This is a genomic window from Sphingobium rhizovicinum, from assembly GCF_042647625.1.
GTDB lineage: Bacteria > Pseudomonadota > Alphaproteobacteria > Sphingomonadales > Sphingomonadaceae > Sphingobium > Sphingobium rhizovicinum.
The window spans coordinates 1,640,000-1,656,782 of the sequence record NZ_JBHRVU010000004.1; the positions used below are offsets into that span (position 1 = coordinate 1,640,000).

The window sequence follows — 16,783 nt, forward strand, 5'->3', positions numbered from 1 at the left end:
TTGCGACGCCGGGCTTTGGTGCCCGGTCGTCTTTGCCGGATTTAGATTTCCACTATTGCTGATGCGTTTCCCAATGATGATGAATGGCGACATGGAGGTCGGATTTCGGCGGATTCGACGCGACAGCCGAAGTTCACACCATCGCGGGGCGATTTGCGCCGAATATGCCCGCAAGGCGACTGCGACGCGCCAGTAAAGCGCCATGCGCGCGCCACTGACGCGACATATATGCGCCACTGGCGCGGCATTCGCGCGACGGAAAAGCGACGTAGAGAGACGTGGCGTTGGTGATCCGCCAAAACGGGGGCGAGTAGGACAGGCGAACTCACCCAGCGGCTTTCATCAACCCCTTCGACAATTGCAACGCGCCGTTGAGGCGAGCTTGCGGATCGGGCCAGGCGCGTTCGACGACGATCTTGCTGTCGGGGCGCAGGCGGGCGACGCCGTTCAATTTCTGGACATAGGCGATGAGGCCGGCGGGCTTGGGGAAGCGATCTTCGAAGAAGCTGACCAGCGCGCCCTTTGGCCCGACGTCGATTTTGGAAATGTTGGCGACCAGGCAATTTTGCTTGATCTCGATGATCTTGAGCAGATTTTGTGTCGGCAACGGCAGCTTGCCGAAACGGTCGATCAATTCGGCGGCGAACGCCTCCAGACCGATGCGATCCTCCAGTTCGTTGATGCGGCGGTAAAGGCCCATGCGCAGATCAAGGTCGGGCACATAATCGTCGGGGATGAGGATGGGCGCGTCGACGGTGATCTGGGGCGAGAAGCTGTCGCTGCGCCGTTCGATGCCGACGCCGCCGGCCTTGGCGTCCATGATCGCGTCTTCCAGCATCGACTGGTAAAGTTCGAAGCCGACTTCCTTGATATGGCCTGACTGTTCGTCGCCGACGAGATTGCCCGCGCCGCGAATGTCGAGATCGTGGGAGGCGAGCTGGAACCCTGCGCCGAGCGTGTCGAGGTCCGACAAGACTTTGAGCCGCTTTTCCGCCGTTTCGGTGATGATGCGGTTGGCGGGGGTGGTGAAATAGGCATAGGCGCGCGTCTTCGACCGGCCGACGCGACCGCGTAGCTGATAGAGCTGGGCAAGGCCGAAGCGATCGGCGCGGTGGATGATGAGCGTGTTGGCGCTGGGAATGTCGAGGCCCGATTCCACGATCGTCGTGGAGAGCAGCACATCGTAGCGCTTGTCGTAGAAAGCGGACATGCGTTCTTCGACGTCGGTGGCGCTCATCTGGCCATGGGCGACGATGGGTTTGATTTCGGGAACTTCGGTGCGGAGGAACTCCTCGACCTCGGTAAGGTCCGAGATGCGCGGGACCACGAAGAAGCTCTGCCCGCCGCGATAATGTTCACGCAGCAGCGCCTCGCGGATGACGACGCCATCCCAGGGCATGATGTAGGTGCGCACCGCCAGACGATCGACCGGCGGGGTCTGGATGACCGACAGTTCGCGCAGGCCCGACATGGCCATTTGCAAGGTGCGCGGGATGGGCGTGGCGGTGAGCGTCAGGACATGAACGTCGGTCTTCAGGGACTTCAGCCGTTCCTTGTGGGTGACGCCGAAACGCTGCTCCTCGTCCACGATGACGAGGCCGAGGCGTTTGAATTCCAGCCCCTTGGCCAGCAGCGCGTGGGTGCCGACGACGATGTCGATCGTGCCGTCGGCCAGCCCCGCCTTGGTCGCCTTCGCCTCCTTGTCGGGGACGAGGCGGGAGAGGCGGCCGATATTGACGGGGAAGCCGCGGAAGCGTTCCTCGAAATTCATGTGATGCTGGCGGGCAAGGAGCGTGGTGGGGCAGATGACCACGACCTGCATGCCGGCCATCGCCGCGACGAAGGCGGCGCGCAGGGCCACTTCGGTCTTGCCGAAACCCACGTCGCCGCAGACGAGGCGGTCCATCGGCTTGCCGGCGCCGAGGTCTTCGACAACGTCGCTGATGGCGCGGTCCTGATCGTCCGTTTCCTGATAGGGGAAGCGGTCGACGAAGGCGGGATAGCCTGCTGCATCGGGTTCCGCGACGGTGGCGGGGCGCAGGGCGCGTTCGGCGGCTGTCTTGAGCAGTTCACCCGCGATTTCGCGGATGCGCTCCTTCATCTTCGCCTTGCGCCGCTGCCAGGCTTCGCCGCCCAGCTTGTCGAGGCTTACGCCGTCGCTGTCGCTGCCATAGCGGGAGAGGACTTCGAGATTTTCGACCGGGACATAGAGCTTGTCGCCGCCGGCATAGGACAGGGCGACGCAATCATGCGGGGCCTTTGCCACCGGGATCTGCATCAGCCCTTCATAGCGGCCAATGCCATGGTCCATATGGACGACGAGGTCGCCGGGCGAGAGGGTGGCGAGTTCCTGAAGGAAGGCGTCGGCGCTCTTCTTGCGCTTGGCGCGGCGGACGAGGCGATCGCCCAGCATGTCCTGTTCGGTGAGGACGGCGACGTCGGGCGCGGTAAAGCCATGGTCAAGGCCGAGGACCATGAGCGTGACGCTGCCACCCGCCGCGATGCCCAGCGCTTCCTGCCAATTGTCGGCAGCGGCGAGGCGCGAGACGCCATGGTCGGCGAGCAGGCCGGACAGGCGCTCGCGCGCGCCGCCGGAGTAGCTGGCGATGACGACCTTTTTCTTCTCGCGGCGGAGCGTGGCGATATGTTTGCCGACAGCTTCGTAGATGTTCGTGTTCTGCGCGCGTTCGGGGGCGAAGTCGCGCGGGCCGTCGACGGCGAAGTCGAGAACGGTTGCGCTTTCCGGCTCGTGGAACGGCGTAGTGCCGTGCATCGGCAGGCTTGCGACGGCGGCGTCCCATTCTGCGGCGTCGAGATAGAGGGCTTCGGGTTTCAGGGGCCGGTAGGAGCCGGGATCGGACGACTTCGCCTGGATACGGTTGGCGTGATAATCACGGATCGCCTCGAACCGGGATTGCGCTGCGCCTGCGACGCCAGGATCGCGGATCAGGACGGCGTCTTCCCCCAGATGCTCCGTCAGGGGAACGAGCCGTTCCTCGAACAGGGGCAGCCAATGTTCCATGCCGGCAAGGCGGCGGCCGTCGCTGACCGCCTGATAGAGCGGATCGCCGGTCGCGGTTGCGCCGAACGTCTCGCGATACCGGCTGCGGAAGCGCTTGATCGTGTCCTCGTCCAGAAGGGCTTCGGATGCGGGGAGCAGGGTGAAGCCATCGACGCTGCCGGTCGTGCGCTGATCGGACGGGTCGAAGCGGCGGACCGTCTCAATCTCGTCGCCGAAGAAGTCGAGGCGCAGCGGCTGTTCCTCGCCGCCGGGGAACAGGTCGACAATGCCGCCGCGAATGGCGAACTCGCCCCGGTCATGCACCGTGTCGGTGCGGACATAGCCGTTCGCCTGGAGCATGTCGGCGAGGCGCTGGATCGCGATCCGTTCCTTGGGCGCGAGTTTGGCGACCAGCTGGCGCACGCGGAAGGGGGTGAGGGTGCGCTGGGTCATCGCCGCCAGCGTGGTGACGACCAGTTGCGGGCCTTTGGGTTTGGCCTGAAGCGCATAGAGGCCGGCGAGGCGGGCGGAGGCGGCGCGCAGCGAGGGGCTGGCGCGGTCATAGGGCAGGCAGTCCCAGGCGGGGATTTCAATGATCTCGATCTCCGGCGCGAAATAATGCGCCGTGTCCGCGACCGCGCGCATTAGCTGCTCATCCGACGCGATGAAGACGGCGCGGCCCTGCGCGGCCCCGGCCCCGGCAGCGCGGGCGATGTCGGCCAGCAGGCAGGGCTGGAAACCGGCGGGTACGCCGGAGAGGGTCAGCGGGGCCTTCGCCTTCAGGATTTTCTGGAGATCGGTCATGCTGGCGGTGTCAGACAATCTTCACGAAATCGAGTTTCAGGAACTTGTCCATCATCGGGCCTTTCCATTCCTCCGGCACGGGGATGGTGCCGAGCGCCCAGCCGATGATGTCGGCATCCTGTTCTTCCATGAAGCGTTCGAACCAGTCGATCTCTTCAGCGGTCCATGTCGCGTGATATTGGTCGAAGAAGCCGCCGACGGTATAGTCCGCTTCGCGCGTGCCGCGATGCCAGGCCCGGAATTGTATGCGGCGCATCTGGGGATTGTCGTTCACAATTTGTTCCTTTAACGGGCATGGCTTCATCGCCGATCAGGTGTTTGTAACGCCGTCCCGGCTGGAGTAGACCCCGCCAAATAGCCATGCGACCCGATATTCTCAATCCGCTCTTTGCCGAAATATCCCTGTTCAAGGGGATCGGCCCCGCGCTCGCCCGTCCGCTGGAGCGGCTGGGGCTGGCGCGCGCGGTCGATGTGGCCTTTCATATTCCGGTCAGCTGGGTGGACCGGCATCTGACCGATGAACTGGACATGGCCGACGCCGGACGGGTGATCGGCACGATGCTGACCCCGGTCGATTATCGCGCCAGCGGCAGTCCGCGCGCGCCCTTTCGCGTGCAGGCGATCGACAAGCGGGCGAACGTCGTTTCTCTTGTCTATTTCGGGAAGAATAGCGCCTGGCCGCGCAAGTTGCTGCCGCTCAACGAACCCAAATTCGTGTCGGGGAAGCTGGAAGCCTATGGCGATGCGCTCCAGATGGTGCACCCCGATTATGTGCTGCCGCCCGAGGAGGCGGCGACGGTGCCGGCGCGCGAATCGGTCTATGGCCTGTCGGAAGGGCTGACCAATAATCGGATGCGCGACATTGCCGGGCAGGCGCTGGCCCGCGCGCCCGAATTGCCCGAATGGATCGAGCCAAGTTTGCTGGCGCGCAAAGACTGGCCGGCGTGGAAGGATGCGCTGGCGCGGGTCCATGCCGATCCGTCCGACGCCAAGGCGCGCGAGCGGCTGGCCTATGACGAGATTTTTGCGGGGCAACTGGCGCTGATGCTGGTGCGACAATCGTCGCGGCGGCGGCGCGGGGTGCCGATCGAGGGCGACGGGCGGCTGCGTGCGATGCTGAAACTGCCCTTTGCGCCGACGGGTGCGCAGCGGCGCGCGATCGGCGAGATTGAGGGCGATATGGCGCAGGCGACGCCGATGCTGCGGCTGCTTCAGGGCGATGTGGGATCGGGCAAGACTTTGGTGGCGCTGATGGCGCTGCTGAACGCGGTCGAGGCCGGGATGCAGGGCGCGATGCTGGCGCCGACCGAAATATTGGCGCGGCAACATTATGAGACGCTGCGGAAAATGGCGTCAGGCCTGCCGATCGAGATTGCGATCCTGACCGGGCGCGAAAAGGGCAAGGTGCGCGAGGCGACGTTGATGGGGCTGGCGGATGGCAGCATCCATATTCTCGTCGGCACCCACGCGATTTTTCAGGAAGCGGTGCAATATAAGGCACTGGGCCTCGCCGTGATCGACGAGCAGCATCGTTTCGGCGTGGCGCAGCGGATGATGCTGGCGAGCAAGGCGGAGCGATCGCCGCATTTACTTGTGATGACAGCGACGCCGATCCCGCGCACGCTGACGCTGACCTATTATGGCGAAATGGACGTATCGCGGCTGGACGAGATGCCGCCGGGTCGCCAGCCGATCCAGACCGTGGTGATGGCCGCCAGTCGGCTGGATGAGGTGGTCGATGCGCTGGCCCGTCATGTCGAGAGCGGGGGGCAGGCCTATTGGGTGTGCCCACTGGTCGAAGAAAGCGAGACAAGCGATCAAGCTGCGGCCGAGATGCGGGCCGAGACGCTGCGTCAGCGCTTCGGCGATCGGGTGGGGCTGGTCCATGGCAAGATGAAGGGGGCAGACAAGGATGCCGCGATGGAGGCGTTTGCCGCCAATCGGACGCAGATACTGGTTGCGACCACCGTAATCGAGGTCGGGGTGGACGTGCCTAACTCCAGCCTGATCATCATCGAGGGGGCGGAGCGGTTCGGGCTGGCGCAGTTGCACCAGTTGCGCGGGCGGGTGGGTCGCGGCGACAAGCCGTCCGTCTGCCTGCTGCTGCGCGGCAATGCGCTGGGCGAAACGTCGCGCGCGCGGCTGGCGCTGATGCGCGAGACGAATGACGGGTTCCGCATCGCCGAAGAGGATCTGAAACTGCGCGGCGCGGGCGAGGTGCTGGGCACGCGCCAGTCGGGCGAGGCGGAACTGAAGGTCGCGACGCCTGAACATGTCGCAGCGCTGGTGGATGCGGCGCGGGACGATGCGCATCTGCTGATCGAGCGGGACGGCGGGCTGGACAGCGCACGCGGGCAGGCGGCGCGGATTTGCCTGTATCTGTTTGAGAAGGATGCGGCCGTGGGGTTGCTCCGGGGCGGGTAAACGCAAAAGCGTTCGCACCTGCGAAACAAAATCGGACGCGGTCGCGTTGCCCCTCCTATGACCGATCTTAGCCTGACCCACATCACGCCCATGGCGGTGATGTCGATCGCCATTTCCGTGGCCGCCGCCTTCCTGATCCATTGGGCGCTCTACTGGATCGCGCTGCGGGTGGCGAAACATTCGAAGATCGAGCCGGTGCTGCTGCCCGCCATCTATCAGCCCACACGCTGGCTGGTGGTGCTGCTGGCGCTGGGCGCGGGCCTCAAATCGATCGAACTGGGCGACCGGGTGGAGGACATCTGGTCGATCGGCGCGCGAATGGTCTTTGCTCTGCTGGTCGGCTGGCTGATCCTGCGCGTTATGAGCGCCGGCAAGGCGATGATGGAGGCGCGGGCCGACATCAGTGTCGAGGATAATCTGAAGGCCCGGCGGCATCGGACGCGGATCAGCATCCTCTATCGCATCTGCCAGTGCATCGTCGGCTTTCTGGTGATTGCGATGATGCTGATCGCCATTCCGGGCGTCCGGACGATTGGCGTGTCGCTGATGGCGTCGGCGGGGCTTGCCGCGCTGGCGGTGGGCGCAGCGGCGCAACCGGCGCTCAAAAATCTGATCGCGGGCATCCAGATGGCCTTTTCCGAACCGATAAGGCTGGATGATGTCGTCATCATTGAGGGCGAATGGGGGAGGATCGAAGAGATCAAACTGACATATGTCATCGTTCGGATCTGGGACGATCGGCGGATGGTGGTGCCGGTATCCTATTTTCTGGAAAAGCCCTTTCAGAACTGGACGACGAAGACGTCGGATCTGCTGGGCACCGTCTTTTTCCATGTCGATCCGGCCGCCGACATTGGCCGCATCCGGGAGAAATTCGTCGAGGCGGTGAAGGCCAACAGTCGCTGGGATGGGCGCGTGGCGATATTACAGGTGACGGAGCACCGGCCTGAAGCGCTGGAACTGCGCGGATTGCTGTCGGCGCGCAATGCCGGCATCGCCTTTGACCTGCGCTGCGAAGTGCGCGAGGCGGTGATGGATTTCCTGCGGCAGGACATGCCCGAAGCGCTGGTGCGGATGCGGCAACGGCTGGAGGCTGGCGACGAACTGAGCCGGCTGGGCCTTACCAGGCTGTCCGACGCGGCGGAATGAGCGTCAGCATCGCATCATAGATTTGGGGCGTGATCGGCTCGAAAAATTCCATGCCGGCCCGCCCGTCCTCGATCCAGCGAATTTCGGTGGGATAGTCCTGAAGGATAGGCAGCCAGACGCTGACGCGGTCGCCGGGCGTGAAGAGGCTGTCGCTGCGGCACATCAGGCCAAGGGGCGATATGTTGATGATGCGCACGCCATAGCTGCGCCCACCCGCCATGATGTGGCTGACCATGTCCACCAGATCGCGCTTGGCCCGCCGCTGGTCGATCGCGGGATCGCGTGACCGCAACACATGACTGAGATTTGCGAAGACCGAAGACGACATGCCCACAGCCTAAGCGTGAGAAAATGGCCGCTTTGTGAAGAAACGGCGTTAACCCAAGGCTAACGCCGCTCTTTGCGATCAGCCGATGATCAGGCCGTGCTTTTTGGCGCCGAAACTCAGCTTGTCGCCCGCTTTCAAGGCGATGGCGGGGTCAGTGACGGTTTCGCCATTCACCTTGATCGCGCCTTCCGAAAGCTTGCGACGCACTTCCTTGTTAGACGTGGCGAAGCCGAGGCCGGTGGTGGCCTGCACCACGGTCAAACCTTCCGCGCCCAGGCTGACGGTCGGCAGGTTCGCGTCCGACGCGCCTTCCTCAAAGGTCTTGCGCGCGGTTTCGGCCGATGCCGTTGCGGCGTCGAAGCCACGGCAGAGCGCGGTGGCTTCGTTCGCGAGGATCTTCTTCGCCTCATTGATCTCCGCGCCTTCCAGCGCGGCGAGCCGGCTCACTTCGTCCATCGGCAGATCGGTGAACAGGCGCAGGCGATTGGCGACGTCGGCGTCAGCGGTGTTCCGCCAGAATTGCCAATAGTCATAATGCGACAACTGGTCTTCGTTCAGCCAGACGGCGCCGCCCACGGTCTTGCCCATCTTCGTGCCGTCGGCATTGGTGAGCAGCGGCGTGGTGAGCCCGAAGACCTGCTGGCCGTCGACCCGGCGGGCGAGTTCGACGCCGTTGACGATATTGCCCCACTGGTCCGATCCGCCCATCTGGAGACGGCAGGCCGAACGGCGCGACAGTTCCAGGAAGTCGTAGGCCTGAAGGATCATGTAGTTGAATTCGAGGAAGCTCAATGACTGTTCGCGGTCGAGGCGCAGCTTGACCGAATCGAAGCTGAGCATCCGGTTGACCGAGAAATGCTGGCCGATGTCACGCAGGAAGGGGATGTACTCCAGCTTGTCGAGCCATTCGGCATTGTCGAGCATGATCGCGTCGCTGGGGCCGTCACCGAAGGTCAGGAAGCGTTCGAATACGCGCTTGATGCTGGCCACATTCTGCTGAATGAGGTCGTGGGTCAGCAGCTTGCGCGCTTCATCCTTGAAGCTGGGGTCGCCGATCTTGCCGGTGCCGCCGCCCATCAGGACGATCGGCTTGTGCCCGGCCTTCTGCAACTGGCGCAGCATCATGATCGACACGAGATGGCCGACATGCAGCGAGGGCGCTGTCGGATCGAAGCCGATATAGCCCGGCACCACCTGGCTTTTGGCGAGGGTGTCGAGCCCTTCCGCATCGGTAAGCTGGTGGATGAAGCCGCGCGCTTCGAGCAGGCGCAGGAGATCGGACTGATAGTTGCTCATGGCGCGCGCCTGTAGCATTGGGACAGCCAGTGTAAAAGAGGCGGAGTTTTCGATTATGTTAGCAATCGGCCTGATGTCCGGCACATCGCGCGACGGGATCGACGCGGCCCTGATCGAGACGGATGGCGAGGGGCAGGTCGAGGCGGTCGCTTTCCACGCCATGGAATATGATGATGGCTTCCGCCTGCGGCTGGCCGAGGCGTGCCAGCGGGCGATGGCGATGGAGAAGCCGGGGTTTGAGCCGCTGATCGCATCGGTCGAGGCGGAACTGACCGAGCGGCATGTGCAGGCGGTGGCGGACCTGCTGGGGCGCAGCGGGCATATTGCCGAGGATGTCGGCGTGATCGGCTTCCATGGCCATACTGTTGCGCATCGGCCCGAATGGGGATGGACCTGGCAGATTGGCGATGGCGCGGGGCTGGCCGGGGGGTTCGGTATCGATGTCGTCGCGGATCTGCGCAGCGCCGATGTGGCGGCGGGCGGACAGGGTGCTCCGCTGCTGCCGGTCTATCATCGCGCACTGGCCGACGGGCTGGCGAAGCCGGCGGCGATACTCAATCTGGGCGGGGTGGCGAACATCACCTTTATCGGGGCGGATGGGACGCTGATTGCGTTCGACACCGGCATGGCGAGTGGCCTGATCGACAACTGGATGCAGACGCATGGCGATGCGGCCTATGATGCGGGGGGCGCTTGCGCAGCGCGGGGGATGGTGGATGACGCGCGGCTGGCGGCGATGATGGCTGATCCGTGGTTTGCCGCACCGCCGCCCAAGAGCATCGACCGCGAGCAGTTCAGTATCGAAGCGGTACGGGGGCTTTCTCTGGAGGATGGCGCGGCGACGCTGACGGCCTTCACCGCGGCGGCGGTGGCGCGGGGCGTGGACCATTTGCCGGAGCGGCCGGCGCACATCCATGTCGCGGGCGGCGGGCGGCATAATGCGACGCTGATGGCGATGCTGGCGCAGCGGACCGGGGCGCAGGTGCTGAATGTCGATGCGCTGGGATGGGATGGCGACGCGCTGGAGGCGCAGGGTTTCGCCTATATGGCGGTGCGCCATCTGAAAGGATTGCCGATCAGCTTCCCCGGAACGACCGGCGCGCCCGAAGCAATGACGGGCGGGATGCTGTTCCGGGCATAAGGCTTTTTGCTTTCTGCATTTCGCGAGCCGCCCTCTGTTCCAGCGGACTTCACACTGCTTAACTTCGCATATTTCCCGCCAAATTAGACATTTTGTTGCGCCGCTCTGATCCTATCGGAAAGGGGCATGCGCATCATAGCGAACCGGCCTGCCATAGGACAGGCCAGCCATGGTCAGGGGGCGAACACCGGCGCAAGCTTGAGCAGGCGGCCGCTCGGCTGATCCTCCAGCACCCACAGCGCGCCGTCAGGCCCTGTTGCACCGCGCGGATGCGTGCGCCCATGTCGATGCGCTGCACTTCGGTTGCGCTGTCGCCGTTAATGCGGACGCGCACCAATGTATGAGAGGCAAGGCCGCTGATGATCGCGTCCCCGCGCCAGTCCGCGAAGAGGGCGCCCGAATAGAAGATCATGTCCGATGGGGCGATAACCGGAGTCCACCAGAAGGTGGATGGCGCAAAACCGTCTCCTTCGGCGGGCTTGGGGATCGCGCCGTCATCATAATGATTGCCATAGGAAACAGCCGGCCAGCCATAGTTGAGGCCGGGCTGAATCCGGTTGAGTTCGTCGCCGCCCTTCGGCCCCATTTCATGTTCCCACAGCACGCCTTTGCTGTCGAACGCTATGCCATAGGGATTGCGATGGCCGATCGACCAGAGTTCCGGCAAGGCGCCGGCCTGTGCGCGATAGGGATTGTCGGAGGGTATGGCGCCGTCGGGATAAATGCGGATGATCTTGCCTAGGCTATTGTCGAGCGAGTGCAGGAATGTCTTGTCCAATTCCTGCCGGTCGCCGGCCGTGAGGAAAAGATAACGGCCATCGGGCGAGAAAGTCATCCGGCCACCCGGCTCCCCGGAAGGCCCCGGACTGACGATCTTAGGCATTTGCCGCCAGATGACGGCGGCGTTATCGAGATAGGCGGTGTTGCCTGTAAAGCGCAATGTTCCCCGCGCCAGAGCCAGCCCGATGGGAATGCCGCCCGGTTCGGCGGCGTTCCGCCCGACGCGCGGCGCATTTGCATCAGATTCAAGGAAGCTGATGTAAATCATTCGATTATTGGTATAATTAGGATCGAGCTTCACTTCCAGCAAACCGATATTGGTTGGCAGGCCGCCGATCGGATCGGAAATCGCGCCCGAAGGCGTCACCAGACGCAAAGCGCCCGGCGCGGCGGGATCGGCCGTCGATGCTGTTCCCGAAGGCAATTGCGTGACGAGCATCCGGCCATCAGGCAGGAAGGCGAGCGACCAGGGAGACTCCAGCGTCGCCACCAATGTCGGCGCAACGCCGCTGATGGCGCGCGGCGGGGAGGGCGTGGGTGTCGGAGTTGGGGTGCTGGCGGACTCGCCGCCACAGGACGTCAAAGATGGACAGGCCATGCCAAGCAACAGCAGAGCCAGTATCGACCGCTTCATTATTTCCCCCCAAATTCAGATGGAGAGCGCTAAGTGGCGGGGAAGGGCAAAGCAAGGAAAAATCCGCTATTTCAATGCCGTCTATCGCTTTCGCGTCAGTTCCCGCATGGCGGCGTCTATGCCGGTGATAGTAAGCGGATACATGCGGTCGTTGATCAGGTCGCGGATCATCTTCGTCGACTGGCTGTAGCCCCAATGGGCCTGCGCGGCCGGATTGAGCCAGACGGCGGCGGGATAGGTCTGGAATGCGCGTCGGAGCCAGACGGCGCCGGCCTCTTCATTCATATGTTCCACCGATCCGCCCGGATGGCTGATTTCATAGGGGCTCATTGCCGCGTCACCGACGAAGATCAGCTTATAGTCATGGCCATATTTGTGAAGAATGTCCCAGGTGGGGATGCGTTCGGAAAAGCGGCGGCGATTATCCTTCCACACGCCTTCGTACAGGCAATTATGGAAATAGAAAAATTCCATATTCTTAAATTCGCCGGTGGCGGCGGAGAAAAGTTCTTCGCACAGGGTGACGAACGGGTCCATCGATCCCCCCACATCCAGGAATAGCAGCAGCTTGACCGCATTATGCCGTTCGGGCCGCATGCGAATGTCGAGCCAGCCCTGCCGCGCGGTGCCGCGAATGGTTTCATCCAGATCCAGTTCGTCGGCCGCGCCCTCCCGCGCGAAGCGGCGCAGGCGGCGCAGCGCCACCTTGATGTTGCGGGTGCCCAGTTCCTTGCTGTTGTCCAGATTGGCGAATTCGCGCTTTTCCCAGACCTTGATCGCGCGCTTGTGCCGGCTTTCCCCGCCGATGCGGACGCCTTCGGGATTATAGCCGCCATGGCCGAAGGGGGAGGTGCCGCCGGTGCCGATCCATTTATTGCCGCCCTGATGCCGCCCTTTCTGTTCCTCCAGCCGCTTTTTCAGCGTCTCCATGATCTCGTCCCAGTCGCCCAGCGACTTGATCTTCTCCATCTCCTCCGGGCTGAGATATTTTTCGGCGACGAGGCGTAGCCATTCCTCGGGAATGTCCGCTTCGACGCCGTCCTGATCCAGCACGCCCTTGAACACCTTGGCGAACACCTGATCGAAGCGGTCGAGCAGCCCTTCATCCTTCACATAGGTGGCGCGGGCGAGATAATAGAAATCCTGCGGCGTGCGGGCGATGACATCCCGGTCGAGCGCTTCGAGCAGGAGCAGATGCTCCTTGATGCTGGCGTTAATGCCGGCGGCGCGCAGCGCGTCGAGAAAGTTGAGCAGCATGTCTTCCTTTTCGATCAGGGCGAGCGGCGATGCAAGCGTGGCGGGCGTGCGCCGTTGTCCGAATATTAAGTGTTGCAGCGCATGGTTAATTCGTCACTATCCAGACCTGATAAATGTGTGGGGCGCGCTTGGAAAACAGGGACTTGTTGGCTGACCTGGGGGAAAGGTCAGGCGACATCGCATTGCAGTGCAGCGAAACCGCCGGTTTTCTGGGCGAACTGAATTTGCGCATTCAGGGCGATTCGGCGCGGCTGGCGAACTTGCAGCGAAATATGGACACGCTGGCGGCCAGTCAGGGCGAAAGCGTTGCCGCCGCGCAGGAATTGAGCCTGACCGCGCGCCGCGCGGGGCGTATCATCGCCGATGGGCATGAGGTGATTGGCCTGTCGCTGGGCGAAGTGGCTGGGCTGGTGGCGCATGTCACCGGGCTTGAAGATCATTTGCGCCGCTTCCTGACCGTGATCGAGGCAGTTGACGATATTTCCGAAGAATTGGGGGCGATCGCGCGACAGACGCGATTGCTGGGTGTGAACGCCGCGATCGAGGCGGCGCGTGGCGGCGCGGCGACGCAGGGCTTTGCCGTGGTGGCGGACGAGATAAGGCGGCTGGCGGGACAGGCGGGCGAGTCCGCCGCATCGGTGGGCGACAAGCTGGGCCAGCTGGATCGGGACGCCCGCGCGCTGATTGGCGGCGTGGAGGCGAATATCGTGCGGGGGCGCGACGTCGGCACCCATATCGACCGGCTGCGGCTGAGTATGGCGGAAATCGCGTCGCTGGTGACGCAGTTCGGCGATCGGTCGGAAGCGATCGCCACCTGCACCGACGCGGCCGATGGCGATGTGAGCGCGTTGCGGCAGGGGTTGGCGCTGTTCAGCCGGTCGTCGAGCGAAAGCGCGTTGCGGGTGGACGTGGCGCGTGAGCAGCTGGAAGGGCTGGAGGGCATGGCCAATGCGATGCTCAATACCGCCGCCCATGGCCCGCAAAAGACGCGCAACAGCCGCTATATCGCGATGGCTGAGGACGGCGCGCAGGAGGTGGCCACGCTGATCGAGCAGGCCGTGGCCGACGGTCAATTGAGCCTGGCCGATCTGTTCGATACCGATTATCGCCCGATCGCAGGCTCCGACCCGGTGCAATATCTGAACGGTTTCACCCGCTTTGCCGATGCGATGATCCAGCCGCTGATCGACCGGCATACCGCGCAGGACAGTGCGATCATCGGCTGCTGTCTGCTGGACATGAACGGTTATCTGCCCACCCATGTCAGCGTCCGCAGCCAATCGCAGCGTGCGGGGATGCGGGAATGGAATATGGAGCATGCCCGCAACCGGCAGATATTCATGGACGCCCAGACCCGGCGCGCGCTGGACGAAGAGGGCGATTTCTTCCTGTTCACCTATCGGCAGGATCTGGGCGAAGGCCGTTATCGGGCGCTGCGCAGCGTGTTCGTGCCGCTGGTGTTCGCAGGACGGCGGTGGGGTCTGTATGAGGTTGGTTATCTGATCTGATCGTTGCAAGGTCTGTTGATGCCGTGGATCAGGGAGACCAGCACGAAGGAAATAATCATCAGCAGATACCAGCTGCCAAGCTTGGCAAGGCTGACCATCTGCCAGCCGTGGCTTTGATCGGGATAGGTCCAGGCATTGGCGAATGTGCCGATATTTTCAGCGAACCAAATGAATAGCGCGACAAGGAGGAAGCCGATCAGCAGCGGCATTCGCCGTGGTGTGCGCCAGGGAATGAAGATGATACTGGTTCGGCCAAAGAGTCCGATGGCAATCGCGAACAAGGCGATGCGGATGTCGGGCAGCCAGTGATGAGCGAAGAAATTGACATAGATGGCGATGGCCAGCAGCACCGTTGTCCAGGCGGGCGGATACTGTTTGAAGCGGAAATCGAAGATGCGCCAGATACGTGCGATATAACTGCCCACGGCTGCATACATGAATCCGGAAAAAAGGGGCACGGGGCCGATATGGAGCAGGCTGCCTTCAGGGTAGATCCATGAGCCCGCATGGGTCTTGAACAATTCCATGATCGTACCGATCAGGTGAAAGGCGAAAATCACCTTCGCTTCGCTCCAGCTCTCAAGGCGCAAGACGAGCATCGCGACCTGAATGATGATCGCTGCGATCGTGAGGAAATCATAGCGATGAAGCGGTGCATCGATCGGGTAGAGAAGGTGGGTAGCCAGCAATAAACCCAGCATCAATCCGCCAAACAGGCACGCCCAGCCCTGTTTGAAACCGAACAGGAGAAATTCGAACACCCAAGCTTGCGGACCGGGGCAATTTGGATGGATTCCAGATGGGCGCGGATGCGCGTGAAGCGGGTCACGCCCGGTCGTTGGGTCATCGCCATGATGTAGACCGGGCATGGCGCCGAAGAAAGTCGTCAGTGAGCGGTCGGCGTCAACTGGTTAACCGTCACGTCGCCATTGGCGGCATAGGTGGCGACGCTCTGGGCCTGTGCGGTCTGGGCGTCCTTGCCATCGATGATCGCGGCGATCTGGCGCGGGCTGGGCACCTTGTCATAGGTGCCATAAAGATCGGTCTGACCGACCATGTGGATCGACAGCTTGTAACCACGCGTTTCGGCAGCCGGATCGAAGGCGAGCACAGTGCCGCTGTCATCGACCGGGACGATGATTGGGCCGTCGCTGCGCCCGGCCTGCTGGAGCATGTCATAGCGCCGATCGGCCGTGGTGACGGCGTCGCGCACGCAGAGCGCATCCTTGCCTTCCCGCGGGATGCGGACATCGAGCGGGACGGTCGGGGTGGCCGGTTCCGCCTTTTCAAGGCGCGCGTCGCCGGTATCGGCGGCCGGGCAGGCGCTGAAGGCGGCGGGCGCGGTGGCGTGGAGCGAAGCCGCGTCATCGAAGGCGAGGCCGGACAGCATGCCGTCCAGACCGGCCAGCACCTGGGCGCGACGTTCGCTGGGGCCGGTGATGCGGATCTTGGCGATCCAGCGCCCGGCATGGACGAAGCCCGCCGCCGTCACGAGCGCGCCGTCGGCGGCATCATCATAGACAGCGCGGATAGCGCGACCCGCCTGACCAGCGGCAGGGGCGCTGGCATAGGCGGTGCGGCGGGTCTGGCTGCCGAAGCGCTCCATGATCGCCTTGTCCGTCATATAGGCGGCGAGCGAGGCGTCGGCATAGGTCGGCATATAGACATAGAGGGTTGCCTGAATGGCGCCGTCCTCCGAGAGATATTGCGCATAATTGTCGATCGCGCGGCCGCCGCTGGAGGCTTCGCCGCTCTTGGCCAGCGAGAGGCCGGCGACGGTCTGGGGCAGGCTGATCCCGGCGGCGTTGGCGCGGATCGAACTTTGGGTCGGCGTCCAGGCTTCAGCGCCATCATCTGCATTGGGGGTGGCGGCGTGCGCAGGCATGGCCAGACACAGGCTCATCGGCGCCAGAAGGGCGGAAATGACAATATGGGCGCGCTTTGGCATTCAGCATCCCTCTCCAGATCCAGACCGTCTTTGCGCGGCCTTGAACTATGACGGGGAGGCTACAGACTAAACGCGCGGGCGCAATCCCATTTTTCAGGCAACCGGAGGGATTTGCGCCGGATAATGGGGCAGATCGGGATCATGATGCGCCCAGTCGGGGGCGGCGTCCGTCCATATCTCCGCCTGCGGGCCGATGAGCGAGGAATTGTCGAGCGCGCCCGCGCGGATGAAGGTCAGGTGCGGGCGCGATTCGGCCATGCTGAACAGGGGCGTGCCGCAGGTCGGGCAGAAGCCGCGCTTCATGGCGTTGCCGCTGTCGGCCACGCTGTCATGCCAACGGACTTCGCCGGTCGTGGCGACATGATCGGTCGGGAAGCAGACATTCACCGTTGCCGATCCCCCGCCCAGATATTGGCACAGGCGGCACCAGCACATGCGCGCGGCGAGCGGATCAGCGTCGATGGTGATGCGGACGGCGCCGCAGAGGCAGCCGGCGTTGTGGGGCATGGCTGT

General features: G+C 63.5%; 12 protein-coding genes and 1 pseudogene. 4 read left to right on the forward strand and 9 right to left on the reverse strand.

Annotation, left to right across the window (positions count from 1 at the left end; all coding sequences use genetic code 11):
- Positions 1 to 325: 325 nt before the first annotated feature.
- Both mfd and ACFOKF_RS09270 read right to left on the reverse strand, forming a co-directional pair.
- Complete coding sequence (gene mfd, locus ACFOKF_RS09265; RefSeq protein WP_380795261.1) at positions 326 to 3,805, reverse strand: transcription-repair coupling factor; 3,480 nt, start codon at positions 3,803 to 3,805, stop codon at positions 326 to 328.
- A gap of 10 nt (positions 3,806 to 3,815) precedes the next feature.
- Positions 3,816 to 4,079: an FAD assembly factor SdhE gene (locus ACFOKF_RS09270; protein WP_380795263.1), complete on the reverse strand. Its 264-nt coding sequence runs from the start codon at positions 4,077 to 4,079 to the stop codon at positions 3,816 to 3,818.
- Between the two features lie 86 nt (positions 4,080 to 4,165).
- On the opposite strand from ACFOKF_RS09270, the gene recG reads away from it, so the two are divergent.
- Both recG and ACFOKF_RS09280 read left to right on the forward strand, forming a co-directional pair.
- Complete coding sequence (gene recG / locus ACFOKF_RS09275) at positions 4,166 to 6,229, forward strand: ATP-dependent DNA helicase RecG (protein WP_380795264.1); 2,064 nt, start codon at positions 4,166 to 4,168, stop codon at positions 6,227 to 6,229.
- 57 nt (positions 6,230 to 6,286) lie between these two features.
- The gene (locus ACFOKF_RS09280; protein WP_380795265.1) at positions 6,287 to 7,378 is read left to right on the forward strand and encodes a mechanosensitive ion channel family protein; all 1,092 of its coding nucleotides are present in this window, start codon (positions 6,287 to 6,289) and stop codon (positions 7,376 to 7,378) included.
- Here ACFOKF_RS09280 and ACFOKF_RS09285 read toward each other — a convergent pair.
- Positions 7,350 to 7,706 (reverse strand): PilZ domain-containing protein, encoded by a 357-nt coding sequence (locus ACFOKF_RS09285; protein ID WP_380795267.1) that lies wholly within the window; start codon positions 7,704 to 7,706, stop codon positions 7,350 to 7,352. The two genes, ACFOKF_RS09280 and ACFOKF_RS09285, sit on opposite strands and share 29 nt — an antisense overlap.
- Positions 7,707 to 7,784: 78 nt before the next feature.
- Positions 7,785 to 9,002, reverse strand: a complete 1,218-nt coding sequence (tyrS, locus tag ACFOKF_RS09290) for a tyrosine--tRNA ligase (RefSeq protein ID WP_380795269.1) — start codon at positions 9,000 to 9,002, stop codon at positions 7,785 to 7,787.
- A 55-nt stretch (positions 9,003 to 9,057) separates the two neighbouring features.
- Here tyrS and ACFOKF_RS09295 point away from each other — a divergent pair, with 55 nt between their 5' ends.
- Positions 9,058 to 10,143: an anhydro-N-acetylmuramic acid kinase gene (locus ACFOKF_RS09295; RefSeq protein WP_380795271.1), complete on the forward strand. Its 1,086-nt coding sequence runs from the start codon at positions 9,058 to 9,060 to the stop codon at positions 10,141 to 10,143.
- Between the two features lie 133 nt (positions 10,144 to 10,276).
- Here the strand turns inward: ACFOKF_RS09295 and ACFOKF_RS09300 are convergent, their stop codons facing one another.
- Together ACFOKF_RS09300 and ACFOKF_RS09305 are read right to left on the reverse strand one after the other, a co-directional pair.
- Positions 10,277 to 11,557 (reverse strand): PQQ-dependent sugar dehydrogenase, encoded by a 1,281-nt coding sequence (locus ACFOKF_RS09300; protein ID WP_380795273.1) that lies wholly within the window; start codon positions 11,555 to 11,557, stop codon positions 10,277 to 10,279.
- 81 nt (positions 11,558 to 11,638) lie between these two features.
- On the reverse strand, positions 11,639 to 12,814 hold the full coding sequence (locus ACFOKF_RS09305) for a vWA domain-containing protein (protein ID WP_380795275.1): 1,176 nt from the start codon (positions 12,812 to 12,814) through the stop codon (positions 11,639 to 11,641).
- A 143-nt stretch (positions 12,815 to 12,957) separates the two neighbouring features.
- Here ACFOKF_RS09305 and ACFOKF_RS09310 point away from each other — a divergent pair, with 143 nt between their 5' ends.
- A complete protein-coding gene (locus tag ACFOKF_RS09310; RefSeq protein WP_380795277.1) occupies positions 12,958 to 14,322 on the forward strand; it encodes a methyl-accepting chemotaxis protein in 1,365 nt (454 codons plus the stop codon).
- Here the strand turns inward: ACFOKF_RS09310 and ACFOKF_RS09315 are convergent.
- The 3 genes and pseudogenes from ACFOKF_RS09315 to ACFOKF_RS09325 all read right to left on the reverse strand — a co-directional run bounded on the left by ACFOKF_RS09315 (position 14,310) and on the right by ACFOKF_RS09325 (position 16,777).
- Positions 14,310 to 15,169: pseudogene (locus ACFOKF_RS09315) on the reverse strand (DUF817 domain-containing protein). The gene ACFOKF_RS09310 and the pseudogene ACFOKF_RS09315 sit on opposite strands and share 13 nt — an antisense overlap.
- Positions 15,170 to 15,208: 39 nt before the next feature.
- Positions 15,209 to 16,270, reverse strand: coding sequence for a hypothetical protein (locus ACFOKF_RS09320; RefSeq protein ID WP_380795278.1), 1,062 nt, complete (start codon positions 16,268 to 16,270; stop codon positions 15,209 to 15,211).
- A gap of 93 nt (positions 16,271 to 16,363) precedes the next feature.
- Positions 16,364 to 16,777: a GFA family protein gene (locus tag ACFOKF_RS09325; protein ID WP_380795280.1), complete on the reverse strand. Its 414-nt coding sequence runs from the start codon at positions 16,775 to 16,777 to the stop codon at positions 16,364 to 16,366.
- Between the last annotated feature and the right edge of the window lie 6 nt (positions 16,778 to 16,783).

What these genes read in the sequence shown, in the direction of transcription:
- recG (WP_380795264.1), top strand. Translation starts at nt 4,166, where the DNA reads ATGCGACCCGATATTCTCAATCCGCTCTTTGCCGAAATATCCCTGTTC.
- ACFOKF_RS09300 (WP_380795273.1), bottom strand. Translation starts at nt 11,557, where the DNA reads ATGAAGCGGTCGATACTGGCTCTGCTGTTGCTTGGCATGGCCTGTCCA.
- ACFOKF_RS09295 (WP_380795271.1), top strand. Translation starts at nt 9,058, where the DNA reads ATGTTAGCAATCGGCCTGATGTCCGGCACATCGCGCGACGGGATCGAC.
- ACFOKF_RS09320 (WP_380795278.1), bottom strand. Translation starts at nt 16,270, where the DNA reads ATGCCAAAGCGCGCCCATATTGTCATTTCCGCCCTTCTGGCGCCGATG.
- ACFOKF_RS09325 (WP_380795280.1), bottom strand. Translation starts at nt 16,777, where the DNA reads ATGCCCCACAACGCCGGCTGCCTCTGCGGCGCCGTCCGCATCACCATC.
- ACFOKF_RS09280 (WP_380795265.1), top strand. Translation starts at nt 6,287, where the DNA reads ATGACCGATCTTAGCCTGACCCACATCACGCCCATGGCGGTGATGTCG.
- ACFOKF_RS09305 (WP_380795275.1), bottom strand. Translation starts at nt 12,814, where the DNA reads ATGCTGCTCAACTTTCTCGACGCGCTGCGCGCCGCCGGCATTAACGCC.
- tyrS (WP_380795269.1), bottom strand. Translation starts at nt 9,002, where the DNA reads ATGAGCAACTATCAGTCCGATCTCCTGCGCCTGCTCGAAGCGCGCGGC.
- mfd (WP_380795261.1), bottom strand. Translation starts at nt 3,805, where the DNA reads ATGACCGATCTCCAGAAAATCCTGAAGGCGAAGGCCCCGCTGACCCTC.
- ACFOKF_RS09285 (WP_380795267.1), bottom strand. Translation starts at nt 7,706, where the DNA reads ATGTCGTCTTCGGTCTTCGCAAATCTCAGTCATGTGTTGCGGTCACGC.